The organism is Janibacter sp. HTCC2649 (assembly GCF_000152705.1).
Classification (GTDB): domain Bacteria; phylum Actinomycetota; class Actinomycetes; order Actinomycetales; family Dermatophilaceae; genus Knoellia.
This window is the reverse complement of the sequence record NZ_CH672413.1, coordinates 1,266,629-1,285,141: the sequence shown is the minus strand read 5'-3', so window position 1 is coordinate 1,285,141 and position 18,513 is coordinate 1,266,629. Positions and strand designations below refer to the sequence as shown.

14 protein-coding genes and 3 tRNA genes are annotated in these 18,513 nt (G+C 67.6%); 8 read left to right on the top strand and 9 right to left on the bottom strand.

All coding sequences use genetic code 11. The features are described from left to right. The first annotated feature begins 163 nt into the window (after positions 1–163). Entirely contained in the window at positions 164–4,264 is a 4,101-nt protein-coding gene (locus JNB_RS06085; RefSeq protein WP_237700623.1) for a PQQ-dependent sugar dehydrogenase, read from the top strand. Between the two features lie 69 nt (positions 4,265–4,333). Here JNB_RS06085 and JNB_RS06080 read toward each other — a convergent pair whose 3' ends face one another. Continuing rightward, positions 4,334–5,245: a helix-turn-helix transcriptional regulator gene (locus JNB_RS06080; RefSeq protein ID WP_009775540.1), complete on the bottom strand. Its 912-nt coding sequence runs from the start codon at positions 5,243–5,245 to the stop codon at positions 4,334–4,336. A 151-nt stretch (positions 5,246–5,396) separates the two neighbouring features. On the opposite strand from JNB_RS06080, the gene JNB_RS06075 reads away from it, so the two are divergent. Next, complete coding sequence (locus tag JNB_RS06075) at positions 5,397–6,377, top strand: aldo/keto reductase (RefSeq protein ID WP_009775539.1); 981 nt, start codon at positions 5,397–5,399, stop codon at positions 6,375–6,377. Positions 6,378–6,757: 380 nt separating this feature from the next. Here the strand turns inward: JNB_RS06075 and JNB_RS21280 are convergent, their stop codons facing one another. Beyond that, entirely contained in the window at positions 6,758–7,381 is a 624-nt protein-coding gene (locus tag JNB_RS21280) for a hypothetical protein (RefSeq protein WP_148232334.1), read from the bottom strand. A 131-nt stretch (positions 7,382–7,512) separates the two neighbouring features. Here JNB_RS21280 and JNB_RS21850 point away from each other — a divergent pair, with 131 nt between their 5' ends. Continuing rightward, positions 7,513–8,103 carry a helix-turn-helix domain-containing protein gene (locus JNB_RS21850; protein ID WP_009775538.1) on the top strand — a complete coding sequence of 197 codons (591 nt, stop codon included), beginning with the start codon at positions 7,513–7,515 and terminating at the stop codon, positions 8,101–8,103. A 55-nt stretch (positions 8,104–8,158) separates the two neighbouring features. Here the strand turns inward: JNB_RS21850 and JNB_RS06060 are convergent. The 4 genes from JNB_RS06060 to orn form a co-directional block, all read right to left on the bottom strand. Further along, positions 8,159–8,231 (bottom strand) — tRNA-Lys (locus JNB_RS06060). Between the two features lie 96 nt (positions 8,232–8,327). Beyond that, entirely contained in the window at positions 8,328–8,957 is a 630-nt protein-coding gene (locus tag JNB_RS06055; protein ID WP_040884302.1) for a copper resistance CopC family protein, read from the bottom strand. 67 nt (positions 8,958–9,024) lie between these two features. Then, positions 9,025–9,097: transfer RNA gene (locus JNB_RS06050), tRNA-His, on the bottom strand. A gap of 62 nt (positions 9,098–9,159) precedes the next feature. Next, entirely contained in the window at positions 9,160–9,831 is a 672-nt protein-coding gene (gene orn / locus JNB_RS06045) for an oligoribonuclease (RefSeq protein WP_050766585.1), read from the bottom strand. Between the two features lie 37 nt (positions 9,832–9,868). On the opposite strand from orn, the gene JNB_RS06040 reads away from it, so the two are divergent. After that, complete coding sequence (locus tag JNB_RS06040; protein WP_009775535.1) at positions 9,869–11,050, top strand: PrsW family intramembrane metalloprotease; 1,182 nt, start codon at positions 9,869–9,871, stop codon at positions 11,048–11,050. Continuing rightward, entirely contained in the window at positions 11,050–12,282 is a 1,233-nt protein-coding gene (locus tag JNB_RS06035; protein ID WP_009775534.1) for a M20 family metallopeptidase, read from the top strand. Before JNB_RS06040 ends, JNB_RS06035 begins: the two co-directional genes overlap by 1 nt. On the opposite strand, the gene JNB_RS06030 is transcribed toward JNB_RS06035, so the two are convergent. Beyond that, positions 12,270–12,947 carry a 4'-phosphopantetheinyl transferase superfamily protein gene (locus JNB_RS06030; RefSeq protein ID WP_009775533.1) on the bottom strand — a complete coding sequence of 226 codons (678 nt, stop codon included), beginning with the start codon at positions 12,945–12,947 and terminating at the stop codon, positions 12,270–12,272. The two genes, JNB_RS06035 and JNB_RS06030, sit on opposite strands and share 13 nt — an antisense overlap. Before the next feature lie 139 nt (positions 12,948–13,086). Between JNB_RS06030 and JNB_RS06025 the strand changes: the two genes are divergently transcribed. Next, positions 13,087–14,517, top strand: a complete 1,431-nt coding sequence (locus JNB_RS06025; protein WP_009775532.1) for an FAD-dependent monooxygenase — start codon at positions 13,087–13,089, stop codon at positions 14,515–14,517. A gap of 5 nt (positions 14,518–14,522) precedes the next feature. Here the strand turns inward: JNB_RS06025 and JNB_RS06020 are convergent, their stop codons facing one another. Together JNB_RS06020 and JNB_RS06015 are read right to left on the bottom strand one after the other, a co-directional pair. Further along, a complete protein-coding gene (locus JNB_RS06020; protein ID WP_009775531.1) occupies positions 14,523–14,894 on the bottom strand; it encodes a hypothetical protein in 372 nt (123 codons plus the stop codon). A gap of 36 nt (positions 14,895–14,930) precedes the next feature. Then, positions 14,931–15,006 (bottom strand) — tRNA-Arg (locus JNB_RS06015). 125 nt (positions 15,007–15,131) lie between these two features. Between JNB_RS06015 and JNB_RS06010 the strand changes: the two genes are divergently transcribed. Next, positions 15,132–16,847 carry a GTPase domain-containing protein gene (locus JNB_RS06010; protein WP_009775530.1) on the top strand — a complete coding sequence of 572 codons (1,716 nt, stop codon included), beginning with the start codon at positions 15,132–15,134 and terminating at the stop codon, positions 16,845–16,847. Beyond that, entirely contained in the window at positions 16,844–18,511 is a 1,668-nt protein-coding gene (locus tag JNB_RS06005; RefSeq protein WP_050766584.1) for a YfjP family GTPase, read from the top strand. Before JNB_RS06010 ends, JNB_RS06005 begins: the two co-directional genes overlap by 4 nt. The last annotated feature ends 2 nt before the right edge of the window (positions 18,512–18,513 follow it).

The following is an 18,513-nucleotide window of genomic DNA, read 5'->3' as shown; positions in this document are numbered from 1 at the left end:
AGTGCTGGCTCAAATATGTGGCAGAACCTGATCGACAACGACGTTGAGAGGTATCCAGATGCGCGCGCCCAATCCCCATTCGCCCAGAACCCCTGTGCGGCAACGCAAAGCCGCCCGTCCGCGACCATCGCGATGGCTGGCCGTGGTCGCGACAACCGCAGTCGTGGGCACCACCTTCCTCTTCGCGAGCCCGGTGGCCGCGGAGACCCAGGCCGCACAGGAGTTCACGCAGAAGCTCGATTTCGAGCAGTACGAACGCACCGCACTCAACGGTCAGGACGGTTGGTCGGCGTCCTCTGCTGCCCGCGTGATCGCTGATCCGCTCAATGGCAACAACCAGGTGCTCGAGATGGTGGGAGGAGCCCAGCGCGCCTCGCGCGCCGTGCCGGGGATCGCCGAGGGCACCACCGGAACGCTCTTCTTCCGCATGTTGCGCATGGGCACCGTCGACACGTCCTTCGGCGTCACGGATGTCGACCAGCCGACGGACTACGCGCAGAGCCGCGCCTATGTGAACAACCAGAGCAACGACACCCTTCTCGCACGTGACGGCGGCAAGTTCAGTCCTGCCGGAACGTGGTCCGCGAACTCGTGGCAGTGCGTCTGGATCGTGGCCGACAACGCCACCGACAAGGTCGCGGTCTACAGCCAGGGAGGCCCCTACAAGGAGCGGACACGGCTGCCTGCAGGGACGGAGCAGCAGTTCGGCTTCCGCCAGGGCGTGACCACGGCGCTCGACCGGTTCTTCTGGATCAACGGGGCCAAGAGCGACGCCCAGCTCATGCTCGACGACGTCGCCATCGACACCGCGGGTGAGAACCTCGCCATCGCGACCGGGAACCCCGGCGACTGCGCGGCAGCCGACGATGTCCAGGAGCCCCTGCTCAACCCGCTCCCGGACCCCAAGCTCTCGACTCTGGGGATCGACGTCAAGGAACTCGCCCAGCTGCCGGAATCGCACACGACTCCGGCGACGCAGGACCAGAGATTGGTGCGGCACAACCGGATTACGCACCTCGACGAGATCCCGGACGGGTCGGGTCGGCTCATGGTGCCTGACAACAACGGCATGCTCTACACCGTCAACAAGGGGACGGGGGCCTATGTGCCCTACCTCGATGTGCGCCAGGCCTTCATCGACAACTTCCACAACAGCGCCGGTCTGGGGACGGGCCTGGGTGCTGCAGAGTTCCACCCGGACTTCGCCCGCAACGGCTTGTTCTACACCGTCCACACGGAGGCGGGCACTGCTCTGACCGAGGACACGCCGGACTTCCCGGCCTACGGCAGCACGGGCTTCCACAGTGTCGTCACGGAGTGGAAGGCCACCGATCCGTCGGCGCCCGTCTTTGCGGGGACCAGCCGCGAGGTCATGCGCGTGCCCTTCAACGGTCGCGTGCACACCGTGCAGCAGATCTCGTTCAACCCCACTGTGAAGCCCGGTGACGCCGACTACGGCAACCTCTACATCCTCGCCGGAGACGGTGGAAACGGTGTGGGCAACGGCAATCCGCAGAACGTGGCCACTCCGCAGGGCACGATCATGCGGATCAACCCGCTCGGCACCAACAGCGCCAACGGGAAGTACGGCATCCCCGCGGACAACCCCTTCCTGAGCACCGCGGGCGCCCTGCCCGAGCTGTATGCCATTGGCATGCGTGACCCGCACCGCATCAGCTGGGATCCAGCCGGGGACCACACGATGTATCTCGGGCACATCGGTGAGTGGCAGGTCGAGTCCATCTACGCGGTCGAGCCGGGGGACAACTTCGGCTGGTCCTTCCGTGAGGGCCCGTTCGTCGCCGAGAACCGTCAGATCTATCCGTTGCCGGCCGACGATGCCAAGAACGGCTTCACCTATCCCGTCGCGGCCTACGACCACAACCGCGACCCCGGGCAGACCGGTGACGCGGGAGTGGCCAACAACGGTGGCTTCGTCTATCGCGGCAGCATCCCGACACTCAAGGGTCAGTACCTCTTCACCGACCTGGTCCGTGGCTGGGTGTTGTCCACCAAGGCCGACGAGATGGTGCGCAACACCGGCAGCATCGACGACCTCGCTGCCATCGAGCAGTTGCGCGTGTTCAAGGACGGCAAGGAGACGACCTTCCAGGACCTGGTCGGCGACACGCGAGTCGACCTGCGCTTCGGCTCGGACGCCGCCGGCGAGCTGTATCTCATCGCCAAGGCGAACGGGAAGATCTGGAAGGTCACCGGTGCCCACCGCGTGCCGCCCAAGTCGCCGGTCGTCCTGCCCGAGCTCGCACCAAACCTGGTGTCGCACTACGACTTTGACCACCCAGCCCCGGGTGCGCCGACGTTCGAGGCGGACCAGGGCACGTCGGGCACGCAGATCCAGTTGGTCAACGGCGGAGTGGAGATGCGCGTCGCCGACCGGGCCTACTCGGGTGCAGGAGAGGCCCTCCAGACGCAGCAGATGAGTCCGACCACGGCATCCAACGACGACTGGAAGGCGGGCGTCTACAACGCCAAGGGTGTCGACACGCTCGACGCCTTTGCCGGGACCGACAAGGCCACCGTCATGGGTTGGTTCAAGCGCACGGGTGACAGCGTGGCTGCGCTCAACTCCGGTACGACCAACCCGGACGACCGATACAACGCGATCGGGCTGGCCGGCATACTCACCGGCGATTCCGACGGACACGCGGTCCGGGCCCTCCTCGAAATCATCACCGTCGGCAACGAGCTCAAGCTCGTCGCCCTCGGTCGGCGCGTCGACGGGGCCGGGTCATGGACCTTCGCTGCCGACATGCCGTGGGACGAGATCCTGGCGAGTGACGAGTGGGTGCACCTCACGGCGAGCTTCGACTTCGCGGCAGGCGAGATGAAGCTCTATCGCAACGGCAAGCCTCTCGCGGGCCGCTACACGGCAACCAACCCGTGGGGCTCCGGCTCGACGTCGGCGACGAATCCGCGGGGCTACAAGATCGGTGGCAGCTTCCCGCAGGACACGCGTGAGGCGAACCCGTTCAACGGTCGGATGGACGACCTCATGTTCCTCGACACGGTGGCGACGCCGGAGCAGGTCAGTGCCCAGTACGCGCACTTCCACGCCACCCCGACGAAGCCTCCGACGCCGCCGTCGTGCGCTCCGTCCGGGACGACCGTCACCGACCTCATGGCCGGTGACAACTGGGCTCCGAAGACGCCCGCGAAGTGGGACTTCCCCGGAGACCAGATCATCCAGACGTCTGCCGGGACAGACCCGGCAGACGGCATTCGCCGTCCCTTTGAGTATGCCGTTCTGACCCAGGGTGCCGAGCTCGGCTCTTTCGATCTCAGCGCCCAGGTGCGTCTCGATGAGCCGGCGACGGTGAACAACCGTGACGTCATCCTCGTGTTCGGCTGGAAGTCGGACACGGAGTACTACTACGCGCACCTGTCGCAGGACAACACGATCTATGCGCACAACGGCATCTTCAAGGTCAACGGGAAGGACCGTGAGCGCATCGACGACCAGTGGGACGGCAAGGTGGGCGCCCCACCCGCAGTGACGGACGAGGAGTGGCACGGCGTCCGGCTGGTGCGTTGCGCCGACAGTGGTGACGTCGCCGTCTACATGGACGGGCACGCGGCGCCGCTGCTCACGGCGAAGGACACCACCTTCGCTGCGGGTCGGGTGGGCTTCGGGTCGTTCGACAACTTCGGCCGCCTGCGGGACCTCACCGTGACGACGTCACCGGCAGACACCACAGCGCCGACCGTGACGGTCAAGGACGGTGACGAGTTCACGACTGGGCGTGACGGTCGGTACGCCAAGGTGTCCTTCAAGCTGCATGACACAGGCAAGGTCGACCGGCTCACCCTCAATGGCAAGGCGAAGGACCTGACCGACAACGTCTGGTCGGACCTGAACTTCGTCAAGCCGGGTGCATTCGGTGCCGTGGAGGGTGCGAACACCCTCGTGCTGTTCGACGTCGCCGGGAACCCGACCACGGTCCGGTTCGTGCTCGACACGACGGGGCCGACCGTGACCGTCAAGGATGGCGAGGGCTTCACCGTTGGTAGTGCTGGCACCTACGTGAAGGTGTCGTTCAAGCTGTCCGATGGCAGCAAGGTGGATCGGCTCACTCTCAATGGCGTGGCGAAGGATCTGACCGACAACGCGTGGTCGGACCTGAACTTCGTCACTGCGGGTGCGTTCGGTGCTGTCGCGGGTGAGAACACCCTCGTCGTGTTCGACACCCTCGGGAACGCCACGACGATCCCGTTCGCCCTCGGGACGCCGGGACCGACGACCTAGGCCCAAGTGCCGATGGCACGAGTGGTCGAGGGCCTCTGGCCGGCGTTCGCCGGTCGGAGGCCCTCATCGTCAGGTCTGGTCCGATGCGGTCTGATGGCTGCTGGCCGCCCAGCTGGCGAGCAGGGCCAGGGCCCCTGCGGTCGCCGAACCGGGCTCGGGCAGATAAGCGACCAGGCTGAGGTTCGACTCGGCGTCGATCGGAAGGGACTCGAAGGGGAGATCGAGATCGCCGACGAGCTCGTGGTGGATCTTCTTCACCCCGGTGTTGTGGATCCGCACGTCGTGGGCTGCCCAGCGCACGCGGAAGTCCTCGCTGCGCGTGCTGAGCTCCCCGACGAGGTCCGAGAGATCACGGTCGTAGGGATTGCGCCCCACCTCGGCGCGGAGCAGGGCAACGGTGTCGTTGGCGACCATGTCCCACTCGCGGAAGAACGCAGTCGCTCTGGGGTCGAGGAACACCATGCGCGCGTTGTTGACCTGGCTCCCATCGTCCTGGACGGGCGAGAACAGCGCCCTTCCGAGTGGGTTCATCGACACGACGTCCAGTCGGGCTGACAGGACGACGGCCGGCACGTCGGGCATCGAGTCGAGGAGCCGGTGAAGGGTCGGACGTAGGGGTCGGGTGGCTCCGGGTCGACGCCCCCGAGAGGGGCCGGGGGAGGCGGATCCGCCAGCGGTGCGAAGGAGGTCGAGTAGATGTGTGCGCTCGGCTTCATCGAGCCTGAGGGCATGGGCGATGCCGTCGATGACGCTCGGCGAGATGCCGATCGCGTCGCCACGCTCGAGCCGGATGTAGTACTGAGGGGAAACGCCGACAAGGAGGGCGGCCTCCTCGCGGCGCAGGCCAGGGACGCGTCGCCGATTCGCGCCGTACGTCGGTAGCCCCGCCTGCTCCGGAGTGATCTTCGCGCGACGGGAACTCAGAAACTCGCGGATCTCCGCCCTCACGGCGTCGCGCGGTCTCGGCTCGGTGGAGGTCATCCGTCCACTGTAGGAGCGGAATGGAACCCGTAGGAGTGCCTGACAGTGACCCCTACGTCAGGGCCTCCCGCAGCTCGAGCAGGACTGCTTCTCTGGACGAGTGGCCAACCCAGAAAGGGATGGCGCTCGCACCACTGGAAGGCACAACGACATGAAGACCGCGCTTCTCGGGGGCCTGGAAGTCTCTCGGATCGGACTCGGCACGATGACCATGGCAGGGATGTACACGAGTGAGGGAGCGCTCGACAACGCCGAGTCCGTTCGGACGATCCACCGGGCGCTCGACCTCGGTGTCACCCACCTCGACACCGCCGAGATCTATGGACCATTCCTCAGCGAGGAGCTGGTCGGTCAGGCACTCAAGGGCCGAAGGGACCAGGTGAAGATCGCCACCAAGTTCGGCCTCGTGTCTCATTCCGGTGGCGGTCCGGGTGTGGTCGATAGCAGCGCCGTCAACGTGAAGGCGGCCGTCGAGGGCTCTCTCAAGCGGCTCGGCACGGATCACATCGACCTCTACTACCAACACCGCGTCGATCGGAACACCCCGATCGAGGAGACCGCAGGAGCCGTGGCGGAACTCATCGCCGACGGCAAGGTGCTGCACTTCGGCCTGTCCGAGGCCTCCCCGGCGACCATTCGCCGGGCGCACGCCGTGCAGCCCGTCACGGCGCTGCAGACCGAGTACTCGTTGTGGACGCGCGACGTGGAGGCCGAGATCCTCCCGTTGCTTCGCGAACTCGGCATCGGCTTCGTGCCGTACTCGCCGCTTGGACACGGACTGTTGACCGGTCAGATCCGCTCGGTCGAGGACTTCGCTGAGGACGACTGGCGCAAGACGAACCCGCGATTCACGGGCGAAAACTTCGAACGCAACCTCGGCATCGTCGACGAAGTGAAAGCGATCGGAGCAGAAGTCGGGGCGACTCCGGCACAGACCGCTCTCGCGTGGCTCCTGACGCGGGGCGACGACATCGCCCCGATCCCGGGCACGCGCAGAGTCTCCCGCGTCGAGGAGAACATTGCTGCCGACGGCATAGAACTCTCTCGCGACCAGGTGGACCGACTGAACTCACTTCGGCCCGCAGCGGGGGAGCGGCACGACGAGACCAGCATGGCGTCGATCGACCTCTGAGTGAGATCCAGCCAGAGCCACGAACGACGAAGGCCCGGAGTCATCCTCCGGGGCCTTCGTCGTTCTCTGGTGCGCCAACAGGGACTTGAACCCCGAACCCGCTGAGTCTCAACGTACGTTTCGCGCCCTTGTCCGTCAGTGCCCGAAAATACCCGCTGAACTGCGTGTATGCCGTCCGCGCACCTCTCGTCGTGACGCCTCCTCGCGCGCCCCTTCTCGTCCAAAACCGGGTCATTAACCGGTGACCGCAAAGTCAGACGACCGCGCTTCCGGGCCGCACGCCTTTGAGCCCTGAGGACTCGAGCGGCCTCACCAGCGCCCCGGGCGGGAGTAGCGCGGACGGAGCATCAGACGAGGCCAGCAGGGGCGGGCCTTCTCGGCTAGTCGTTCGGAGGAGGAAGCGCAGGCCATTTGTTCAGGTCCGCCCCAGGGCACGCGACCGCCACCTCCACCCGAATCGGCCTCGCGGTTGCCCATGTGGGGACATCTCCAGCGGAACCCGTCGACGACCCGGTCACTCGCACCAACTTGCCGTCGAGCTTCGCGGTGAGGGGGACTCCATCGCCGCGGCCCACGTACCAAGCGCGGTCTCCAAGGTCTGGCCCCTGCTGGCCGACGTGAAACAGCAGGAGTTCGCCGGAAGCGTAGGCGGCAAAGTCGATCTCGTAATGGTCGGGCGCCTCTGCGCGGACAGCGATTGTTTGGGATTTTCGGCCGTACATGCACGTGGTCGTCTTGAAGCCTTGGATGACGTGACCGTTGATAGAGGCGACGGCTGCGCCGTCAGCAGGATCGACAAACGCGGTGTTGTCCGGCGGGGCGGGGATCTTCGCGGCGGTCGCAGCCGGCGTTGATTCTGTTGGTGCTGCCCGAACTTCGGTCGGCGCCGCGGCCGACTTTGAACCGGAGGCTGCGCCTGACGCAGTCGGGGTAGGGCTTGCCGAGCAGGCTGCAAGAGCGGTCGTGGCGAGAATGAGAACGATGGGCAAGCGGCGCAGTTGCATGAGATGAATCGTATTGGCTCCTCAATAGGATTTCCCGAGATCCTTGGAGACGGCTCTCAGGATTCCACCGCGGGGCCCCTAGTGCAGCGTGTCGGGAGCGCGTGCTCCATCTGCCCGAGTCTTGCCTCGCGATGCTCATGGCACGTGCAGCCCAAGGGATTCGCGACAGCGAGCCTGTCTTCTGCGACGCCCTGGGTGGTCACCGGGACCCCAGCAACGTGCGCCGCGACCTCCGGAACGCGCGCTCACCGGTGGGCAGTCAGGCACGGGTCGACCTCGGCAAGCAGCTCGCGGCTGCGCGCAGTTCAGCCGGCCTCACCCAGCGCGAGGCGGCCGCTCAACTGAACTGGCCCCGCACCCGTGTGGGCCTTGCCGAGCACGGACGCATTCGTCTCCCTCGGGCCAACGTGTTGACGGTCTTGGACGCCTACGCCGTCCCCCATCGACAGCGTCAGCCGATTCTCGACCTCGCCGAGGTGGCAGCCGAGCCGGTCGAGGGTGACGCGCTGTCGTGGATCACGTCCCACAACTTCCGCAAAACGACGGCGACGATCCTCGACGAGGCGGGTCAGTCGGCACGGGCGATCGCTGATCAACTCGGCCACGCTCGACCCTCGATGACCCAGGACGTCTACATGAGTCGTGGGACGAAGAATCCGGGTGCGGCGGCGGCCCTCGAGCAGGCCATGGGGAACAAGGAAGAGCCCAAAAACAGGGGATAAAACGGGGGCTCTACGCCAGCAGGCCAGGACCGTAAGGTCCTGGCCTGCTGTTTTGTGCGCCAACAGGGACTTGAACCCCGAACCCGCTGATTAAGAGTCAGCTGCTCTGCCAATTGAGCTATTGGCGCGCGAGGAAAGACATTAGCAGGACGCTGGCCCACTCGCGAAATCGGGCTGTCGAAAAGGTGTGCAAGCCGGTGGGCAGCGCCTCGTGCCACCGGTGCTCAGGACTGGGACTCGTCGCGCCTGACGGCGTAGAAGGTGGCTCCGATGGCCGCGACCAGCGCCGCGAAGACGATGAACCAGACCCAGATCGGCGTGCCGCCGGACTCCTCGTCCGCGGGCGCTGCTGCGTTGTCGCCGGTGGCCGCGGAGGCCGCCGGCGGGCTGGCGACCGACGAGCTGGCAGTGGGGGTGGGGGTGGCCGCGCCGGACGCCGTGCCGGACGTCGTGCCGGTTGTGGCCGGCGGGGCCTGGGGGTCGCCCGCGACCGTGAACTTCGTCGAGCCCGAGATCGGGTGGGAGTCCGCGCTGACGACCCGATAGAGCACGCTGTAGGTCCCTGCGGCGATGGGATCGCTGACCGCGAGAGTCACCTTGGTGCCCTTGGCCGTGGCGTCCTGCCCGACGACGTTGCCGCCCTCACTGTCCGTGATGCGCACCGTGACGAACTGCGGGTCGATCGGCTCGTTGAAGGTGAGGACGACCTCTGTGGGGGAGGCGGGGAGCGACGCTCCGTCGGCCGGCGTGATCGAGATCAGGCGCGAGTGGGCGCTCGCCGGCATCACTCCGGCACCCACCGCCAAGAAGCCGGTGAGGAGCAGGAGCAGGAGTCCACGAGTCGTCGTTCGCATGACACCCATCTTGCACACCGCGCCTGAACATGACGAAAGCCCCTGCGGTGCAGGGGCTTTCGAACGGGGTGAGTAACGGGACTTGAACCCGCGACATCCGCCACCACAAGGCGGCGCTCTACCAGCTGAGCTATACCCACCAGGAACTGCACGGCATACAAACTCGTGGTGCCGAGGCAGCGCGAACCATCGTACCTGTTCCTCAGGAGTGCTTTGGACCGGACCCGAGGGGTGCGCCCGACACCGGCACGGAGTGGTCGACGACGTGGCTCGCCGCGATGGTTCGCAGCTCGTCGGTCGGTCGCCCGGGAGGGTCGACGAAGACCGCGGCGCGGTAGTAGCGCAGCTCCGCGATGGACTCACGGATGTCGGCCAGGGCACGGTGCCCGCCGTTCTTGTCGGGTGCCGCGAAGTAGGCGCGCGGGTACCAACGACGGGACAGCTCCTTGATCGAGGAGACGTCGATGATCCGGTAGTGCAGGTGCTCCTCGAGCGCGGGCATGTCGCGCGCGAGGAAGCCACGGTCGGTCGCCACCGTGTTGCCACCCAGGGGAGCCTTGCGCGGCTCGGGGACCCACTCGCGGACGTAGTCGAGGACCCTCTGCTGGGCCTCCTCGATCGTCACACCGTCGGCGAACTCGTTGATGAGCCCCGAGGACGTGTGCATCTCGCGGACGAAGTCACCCATCTGCTCAAGCGCCTCGTCGGTGGGCTTGATGACGACATCAACGCCGTCGCCCAGGATGTTGAGCTCGAAGTCGGTCACGAGCGCGGCCACCTCGACGAGGGCGTCGTTCTCGAGTGAGAGCCCTGTCATCTCGCAGTCGATCCAGACGATGCGGTCGGTGTGGGCTCGGTCGGGCGATGTGGACATGGCCTCCACCCTATTGCGCTGGACTAGGGTCAACAGCATGAGTGGGGAGCAGGCCATCGCCGTCCAATCACCCGAGCTGCCGCAGCCGGGGGGCCAGCGCGCGGGAGCGCATCGCGGCCGTTCGCTGCTGCGTCGATGGGTGCTCCTCGGGATCGCGATCCTCGGCTTCGGACTCGCCGCCCTGGCCGTCGCCGTGGCCATCGGCGCTGCCGCCGGAGTGAGCGCCACACTGCTCGGTCTCGTCGTCGCGGCCATCCCACTCGGCATCGTCGTCCCGACCTTCATGTGGCTCGACCGCTTCGAGGCCGAGCCCACGCGCTACCTCGTCATGGCCTTCCTCTGGGGTGCCCTCATCGCCGTCCTCATCGCGATGACGCTGAACACGGCTGGCCAACTCGTCCTCTGGGGGTCGATCCCCGACGACGAATCCCTCGCTCTCACAGCCGTGTTCGTCGCCCCCGTCGTGGAGGAGGCAGCCAAGGGCCTGCTCATCCTGCTGGTCTGGCGCTTTGCCCGTCGCGAGTTCGACGGGGTCACGGACGGCATGGTGTATGCCGGTGTCACGGCTGCCGGTTTCGCGTTCACCGAGAACATTCAGTACCTCGCGATCGCCTGGGCCGAGCATGGCCAGGACGGGCTGACGGCTACCTTCATCGGTCGCTGCCTGCTCTCGCCGTTCGCTCACCCCATGTTCACGATCTGCACCGGGATCGGCATCGGGATCGCGGCGACGTCGCGCAAGGGGTGGGTGCGGTGGCTCGCTCCGCTGACGGGCTACGCCATTGCGGTCATCGCGCACGCGGTCTGGAACCTTGCCGCCGTGAGCGGCGGCAACGGCCTGTTCGCGGTCTATCTCGTCGTCGAGGTTCCGCTCTTCCTGGCCTTCCTCGGCTTCGTCGTCTGGGTCCGTCGTCGGGAGGGGCGCCTCATCGGGCAGTTCCTCCACGCTTACTCCGACGCCGGGTGGCTCTCACCGGCAGAGGTCTCCATGCTCGCGTCCATGCCGCGCCGTCGTGAGGCACGGCAGTGGGCCCGCGCCAACGGTGGCCGACCTGCCCTGCGATCGATGGAGGACTTCCAGGACACGGCGAGCGAGCTGGCGCTCCTGCGCCGACGCATGTACCACTCGGCCGCTGACGCCCAGGCCCTCGAGGACGAGCGCAAGCTCCTCGCCGACCTCGTCAGCCGTCGGCGCGAGTTCGCCGGCCAGGTCCTGTGATGGGAGAGCGCCCCGCAGTCCTCGACCTCTCGCAGACCTTCGCGCCCGGCCTCATCGAGCTGCGTCATGACCTGCACCGCAACCCCGAGCTCGGCAACGACCTGCCGCGCACCCAGCAGGCGGTTCTTGACGCGCTCGACGGGCTCGACCTCGAAATCACGCTGGGCCAGAGCCTGAGCAGTGTCGTGGGGGTGCTGCGTGGCCGCGGTGGGGCAGGCGACGGGGCGGAGCGCCCGGTCGTGTTGCTCCGCGGCGACATGGACGGCCTGCCCGTCACCGAGGCCACAGGCGTCGAGTTCTCGTCCGAGCGCGACGGGCTGATGCACGCGTGCGGGCACGACCTGCACGTCGCTGGACTGGTCGGCGCGGCCCGCATCCTCCACGAGCTCCGAGACGAGCTCGCTGGCGATGTGGTGTTCATGTTCCAGCCGGGCGAAGAAGGCCCCGGAGGGGCCGAACCCATGCTGCGCGAAGGACTCCTGGACGTTGCCGGCCGACGGGTCGACGCGGCATTCGCCATTCATGTGTATGCCGCAGAGCATCCGCGAGGTGTGTGGTTCGGTCGGCCGGGGCCACAGATGGCCGCGGCCGACGAAGTCGTGATCACGGTGCAGGGCAAGGGCGGTCACGGTTCGCAGCCACAGCACGCGCTCGACCCCGTGCCCGTCGCGTGCGAGATCGTGCTCGCCCTGCAGACGATGGTGACGCGACGCTTCGACGCCTTCGACCCGGTGGTCGTGACGGTCGGTCGGATCAGCTCGGGGACGGTCAACAACGTCATCCCTGACGACGCCGTCATCGAGGCGACTCTGCGGACGTTCTCGCCCGAGCACCGCGCGAAGGCGCACGAGGAGATCCGCAACGTTGCCGAACACGTCGCTGCGGCGCATCGCCTCTCGGTGACCGTCGACATCGGTGGCGGGTATCCCGTCACGGTCAACGACCCCGACGAGTTCCGGTTTGCCCAGGCCACGGTCGTGGACCTCTTCGGTGCCGACCGCTGGGCCGACATGATCACGCCCGAGGCGGGGGCGGAGGACATGTCGTTCGTCCTCGAGGAGGTGCCCGGCGCCTACCTCAACATCGGGGCCTGTGTCACGGACGACCACACGAGCGCCGACGACAACCATTCTCCGCGGGCGGCATACGCCGACTCCGTCATTCCGGACATGGCGGCACTGCTCGCCGAGCTGGCCCTGCGACGCACTGCGTCAGGCACTCAGCCCCGCTGAAGCCGGACCGTGAGCGGTTGGGTCGTGAGGACCGCCACGGCGGCTCGGTGCTCGGTGTGGTCGACGTCGAGATCGGCGACCCGCATCGGGCCGGGCAGGTGTTGGGCGGCCTTCCACTCGAGCAGCTCGGCCGGCGCGTCGTAGGCCGAGACGAGGACCTGGCTCGGGTCGACGACGAGACCGTGACCTGTCGCCTTGAGAATGGCTTCCTTGCGGGACCACAGCTGAGCGCGTGCTCCGAGGAGTTCGTCGCCTCGCAGGTTCTCGATGAGGGCGGCCTCGCTGGGGTCGAGCGTCACGGAGCTGAACCCGTCGAAGTCGGCGGACTCGAGGTCCTCGACGTCGACGCCGACCTCGCCCATGTTGGTCACGGCGGCCACGGCCATGCGCTCGCCGTAGGACACGGACACGTGGATGTCGCGCATTCCGACGATGTGGGGCTTGCCATGGCGGTCGGTGCCGCACGTGGCGCACCGCTTCTGGAAGTCAATCGACCTCGGGTCCGCGCCGGTCTCATCGGCGACCAGACGCCGGAGGAGGGCGTGAGCCGTGATGAAGGGGTGTGGGTCGGTGCGGCGATCAGCGCGCTCGCGCTCGCCCGCGTCGAGGAGGTCGAGCAGTCGCGGGTCGTCGATCACCTGTGTGGCGCGGATCACGACGGACATGACCCGATCATGTCACCCGAGTCCGGTGGACGACCGTCGTGTCCGATGGCCAGGGAAACTGACGCGCCAGAGCTGGCTCGACCTTGTACCTTGCGGGTGACCGTGCCGTGCTGAGGAGGTGAGAGCCATGGATTCGCCCATGTTTGACGTGGTCATCGCCGGGTGTGGACCGACCGGGGCGATGCTGGCCGCCGAGCTGCGGCTCCACGATGTGCGGGTTCTCGTTCTGGAGAGGGAGATCGAGCCCGCGTCGTTCGTCCGCATCGTCGGACTGCACATTCGCAGCCTCGAGCTCATGGCGATGCGCGGACTTCTTGAGCGCCTGCTCCCACACGGACGGCAGCGTCCGGCCGGCGGCTTCTTCGCAGCCATCGCCCACCCTCCGCCCGAGGGGCTGGACTCCGCGCACGCCTACCTGCTGGGTATGCAGCACTCCGTCCTTGTTCGTCTGCTCTCGGAACGTGCCATCGAGGTGGGGGCGGAGGTGCGACGGGGGAGCGCCGTGGTTGGGCTGGAGCAGGACAGCGAGGGGGTGACCGTCGACCTGTCCGATGGCGAACGGGTGCGCGCGTCTTTTCTCGTCGGGTGTGATGGTGGCCGAAGCACGGTGCGGAAACTGCTCGGCGTCGGCTTCCCCGGCGAGCCCGCGCGGACCGAGACATTGATGGGCGAGATGGAGGTGGGAGCGCCGCCCGAGGAGATTGCGGCGAAGATGGCGGAGGTCGGTCGGTCCACCAAGCAGTTCTGGCTCAAGCCCCTTGGCGAGGGGATTCATCAGGTCGTCGTGCCCGCTGCCGGGGTGAGTGAGGATCGTGAGGAGCCGCCCACTCTCGGGGACTTCCAGCAACAGTTGCGGGCCTTCGCCGGTACCGATTTCGGCGTGCACTCGCCGCGCTGGATGTCCCGCTTCGGTGATGCCACGCGGCTGGCCGAGACCTATCGGGTCGGGCGCGTGCTCTTGGCCGGGGACGCGGCCCACATCCATCCGCCCACTGGGGGACAGGGGCTCAACCTGGGCATCCAGGACGCGTTCAACCTTGGCTGGAAGCTGGCGGCGCAGGTTCGAGGATGGGCACCCGGGGCTCTCCTCGACACCTATGAAGCCGAACGCCGTCCCGTTGCCGAGGACGTCCTGGACAACACCCGTGCGCAGATGGAACTGCAGTCCAGCGAGCCCGGTCCCCAGGCGGTGCGTCGGCTGCTCACCGAGCTGATGGGCTTCAACGACGTGAACCGTCATCTCATCGGGAAGATCACCGCGATCGACATCCGCTACGACTTCGGTGAAGGGCCCGACCTGCTCGGTCGGCGCCTGCCCGACGTTGATGTCGGAGGGGGTCGGCTCTATGACCTGCTGCATGGCGGGCGAGGTCTCTTGCTGGATCGCACTGGCCACTTGGTTGTGGGTGGCTGGTCAGATCGAGTCGACTATCTCGGTGATCGCACTGTCGGGCTGGAGGCGCCGTGCATCCTGCTCCGTCCCGACGGCCACGTCGCCTGGGTCGGCGACGGTCAGCAGGACCTGGACCAACACCTCGCACGCTGGTTCGGCCTGTCGCCAGGTGACTGAGTCGCTCAGGGTCGGCAAGCTGCTTTTCGGAACTCGTCGGGTGATCCCGTGACGTATACGTCTTGGTTGCGGTCAACATCAGGGTGATCGAAGAAGTACACCTCGCCGGGCTTCAAACTGGCCGATGCCCACTCTCCAACTTTGACCTCCCGGGCCTCTGGCGTCTTCGCGCTGCCATCGTCGTAGTAGAGCGTCGCGCCGTCGATGCGTTGATCACACACGGCGAGGTAGCCGATGAGTCCGCCCTCGCTGTCCACGCCGATGCCCGCCGTGCCGACAGCCTCGAGCCCAGAGGTTTCGAGTGATTGTTGCCGAAACGAGGTGCCCCCGTCGGCGCTCTCACTGCGTTCGAGCGCCTGTTGCTTCTGCCGTGGCACCAACCGTCACGATGCGCTCCGCGCATCGAAGACGTTTGGTGCCCCCGGCAGGACTCGAACCTGCAGCCTGCGGATTAGAAGGCCGCTGCGCTATCCGTTGCGCCACGGGGGCCAGTGACTCAGCAGTCTAATGTCCCGCCTCCGCATGGCTCGTGTGGACCAACAAAGGACAACAACGCAGGTGGGGGCGTCGGCACGTCGGCTCGCGGCATCTCGCCATTTCGTTAGGCTGAGCACGTGACCACATCCGAAACGACCGAGGCGAGTGTCCTTGTCGAGGCCGTGACCGGACTGCGCGACGCCGTCGAGTCCTCCGTCCTTCCGCTGAGTACTCCTGGCCAGGCACATGGCATCACCGTGCGCCGCGAACTCATCCAACAGCTCGACGACTACGTCCTCCCGCGCCTTCGCTCCATCGACGCTCCGCTGCTCGCGGTCGTCGGCGGATCGACCGGTGCCGGCAAGTCAACCCTCGTGAATTCCATCGTGGGAGCCCCGGTCAGCCGCTCCGGCGTGCTCCGCCCCACGACGACGAGCCCCGTGCTCGTGCACCACCCCGAGGACCGCAAGTGGTTCTCGGACCAGCGCATCCTCCCCAGCCTGGCTCGCGTCACCGGTGGCCCCGGCGAGGAGTCCGCGCCGGGGACGGTTCGCCTCGTCGCCTCCGCGACGCTGCCGTCCGGCATGGCCCTGCTCGACGCACCGGACATCGACTCGGTGGTCGCTGCCAACCGCGAGCTCGCGGGCCAGCTGCTGTCCGCCGCCGACCTGTGGCTGTTCGTCACGACCGCAGCCCGCTATGCCGATGCCGTGCCGTGGGACCTGCTGCGCACTGCCGCCGAGCGGGGGACCGCCGTCGCCATCGTCCTCGACCGCATCGCGCCCGACGCCGTCGACGAGATCCGTCCCCACCTCGCCGGAATGCTGCGCGAACAGGGGCTCCCGACCGCACCGATCTTCACCGTCCCCGAGTCGACGCTCACCAAAGAGGGCTTCCTGCCTGCGGAGTCGATGGGCCGTCTCAAGGCCTGGCTCGATGCGCTCGCCGGAGACGCCCGAGCCCGCTCCGTCGTCGTCAGCCAGACGCTCAAGGGCGCCATGGGCTCGCTGGATGGGCGCACCTCCTCACTGGCCGACGCTTCCGATGAGCAGGCGAATGCCGCCGACGCGCTCACGGCCGCGGCGGACAGCAACTACGAGCATGCGACCGACGGCGTCAAGGACGGCATGACCGACGGGACCCTCCTGCGGGGCGAAGTCCTCGCTCGCTGGCAGGAGTTCGTCGGCACCGGCGAGTTCTTCCGCCAGATCGAGTCCACCCTGTCCCGGTGGCGTGACAAGGTGACGGCCGCCCTTAAGGGTCAGCCCGCTCCCTCCGAGGACCTCGGCGAAGCGCTCCAGTCGGGCGTGGCCAACCTCCTCGTCGCTCACGCCTCCGCGGCCTCCGCCGACACCGCTCGCGAGTGGCGTCGTCTGCCCGGCGGTGACGCTTTGCTCGCTGGCCACCCCCAGCTGGCCAAGCCCTCTGCCGACTTCAACCCGCGCGTCGAGGCCATGGTGCGCCAGTGGCAGGGCGAGGTGTTCGACATCGTTCGCAGCGAAGGAGGCAACCGACGCACGAACGCCCGCATCGCGGCATACGGGGTCAATGGCATTGGTTTGTTCCTCATGCTCGTGTCATTCGCGGCGACCGGCGGCCTCACCGGGGCCGAGGTCGGCATCGCCGGCGGCACGTCCGTCCTGGCCCAGCGCGTTCTCGAAGCGATCTTCGGCGACCAGGCCGTGCGCGAGATGGCGGCCAAGGCGCGTGCCAGCTTGCTGACGCACGTCACCGAGCTCTATGACACGGAACGCGAGAGGTATGCCGCTGTGGTCGCCTCCGTGGGTGACACGGCCGAGCAGTCCGCCGCCCTCCACGCGGCTGCGAAGCGCGTGCGCGAGGTCTCCGCATGAGCCCACTGCGTATGGGCAGCGCCACGATCAAGGGTGTGTCTGCCGAGTCCCTCACTGCTGCCTCGTCCTCCCTGCAGGCCGCGATCGATACCGGCGGCTCCGAGCTGCCCCCGGCACCGGTGTCCAAGGCGACTGCCGTCGTGACCAAGGTGGCGGAGCGGACCGCTCTCGTCGGTGGCCACACCGTGGTCGCGCTCGCGGGCGCCACGGGTAGCGGCAAGTCCTCACTCTTCAACCAGCTCGTCGGCACGGACGTCGCCACCGTCGGCGCGCGTCGACCCACGACTTCCAAGCCCACCGCTGGCGTGTGGGGCGACGAACCGGCCGGACCGCTGCTCGACTGGCTCGGTGTCGCGACGCGTCACCACGTCGAGGGGGACAAGGGCGGAGTTGCCGCCGTGGGCTCGCTCGACGGCCTCGTGCTGCTCGACCTGCCCGACTTCGACTCCCGCGAGACGTCGAACCGGGTCGAGGCCGAACGCGTCCTCGAGCTCGTGGACGTCTTCGTGTGGGTCACCGACCCACAGAAGTACGCAGATGCTCGCCTGCACGACGACTACGTCTCGGCGCTCGCGACCCACGACGCGGTGACGATCGTCGTCCTCAACCAGGTCGACCGCCTCAGTGACTCGGAGATCAAGGAGTGCGTCGCCGACCTCACCCGGCTCATGACCCGTGACGGCATCTCCAAGGCCACGGTCATCCCGACCTCGGCTCGCACCGGTCGCGGCATGGACGTCCTCGGGCAGCGACTCAGCAACGCGGTCTCCGGCTCCAACGCGGCCCGGGCCCGGCTCGCCGCCGACGTGCGTCAGTCGGCTGCTGCCCTGCGCCCGGCCGTCGCCGACGCCGAACCGACCATCGCCGCCAAGGGTGAGAACGAGCTCGTCGACGCCCTCGCTCGTGCTGCGGGCGTCCCCACGGTCGTGCGGGCCGTCGAACGTGACTACTCGATGCAGGCGGTCACGCACACCGGGTGGCCGATGACGCGTTGGGTGCAGAAACTCCGCCCGAAGCCGTTGCGTCGCCTGCGTCTGGACGCCGGTCGTGGCGACATCAGCGTGACCCAGGCCGATGTGCGCTCCGTGCTCGGTCGCTCGTCCCTGCCGCCGCCCACCCCGGCGGCCCGGGCTGCCGTCGACCTCGCCACCAGGCGCCTGGCCGACAAGGCTGGCTCGGCGCTGCCCACGCGATGGGGTGACGCGGTCGACGATGCTGCCGCACCCTCCGGGAACGCGATGTCGGACGCCCTCGACCAAGCCGTGATCCACACGTCGCTGCGCTCGCGCACGCCAGTGTGGTGGCGCGTTGTCGGCATCATCCAGATCCTGCTCGCCCTGGCCGTGCTGTCCGGCGCCCTGTGGTTCGTCGTCCTCTGGGTGCTGGGCTGGCTCCAGTTCCCGAGCATCGAGACGCCGATGTGGGGGCCGCTGCCGTGGCCGTTCGTCCTGCTCTTCGGCGGGGTCGTGACTGGGCTGCTCCTCGCGCTCGTGTCGCGGTTCCTCGCGGGTATCGGAGCCCGACGTCGGGGAGCGGTCATCAACGGCCGACTGCGCGACTCCATCTCGGTCGTGGCCGACGAGCGGATCCTCGCGCCGGTGACGGCCATCCTCGAGCGGCACCGCGACACGCGGAAGCATCTCGAAGCCGCCGCCAAGGTCTGAAC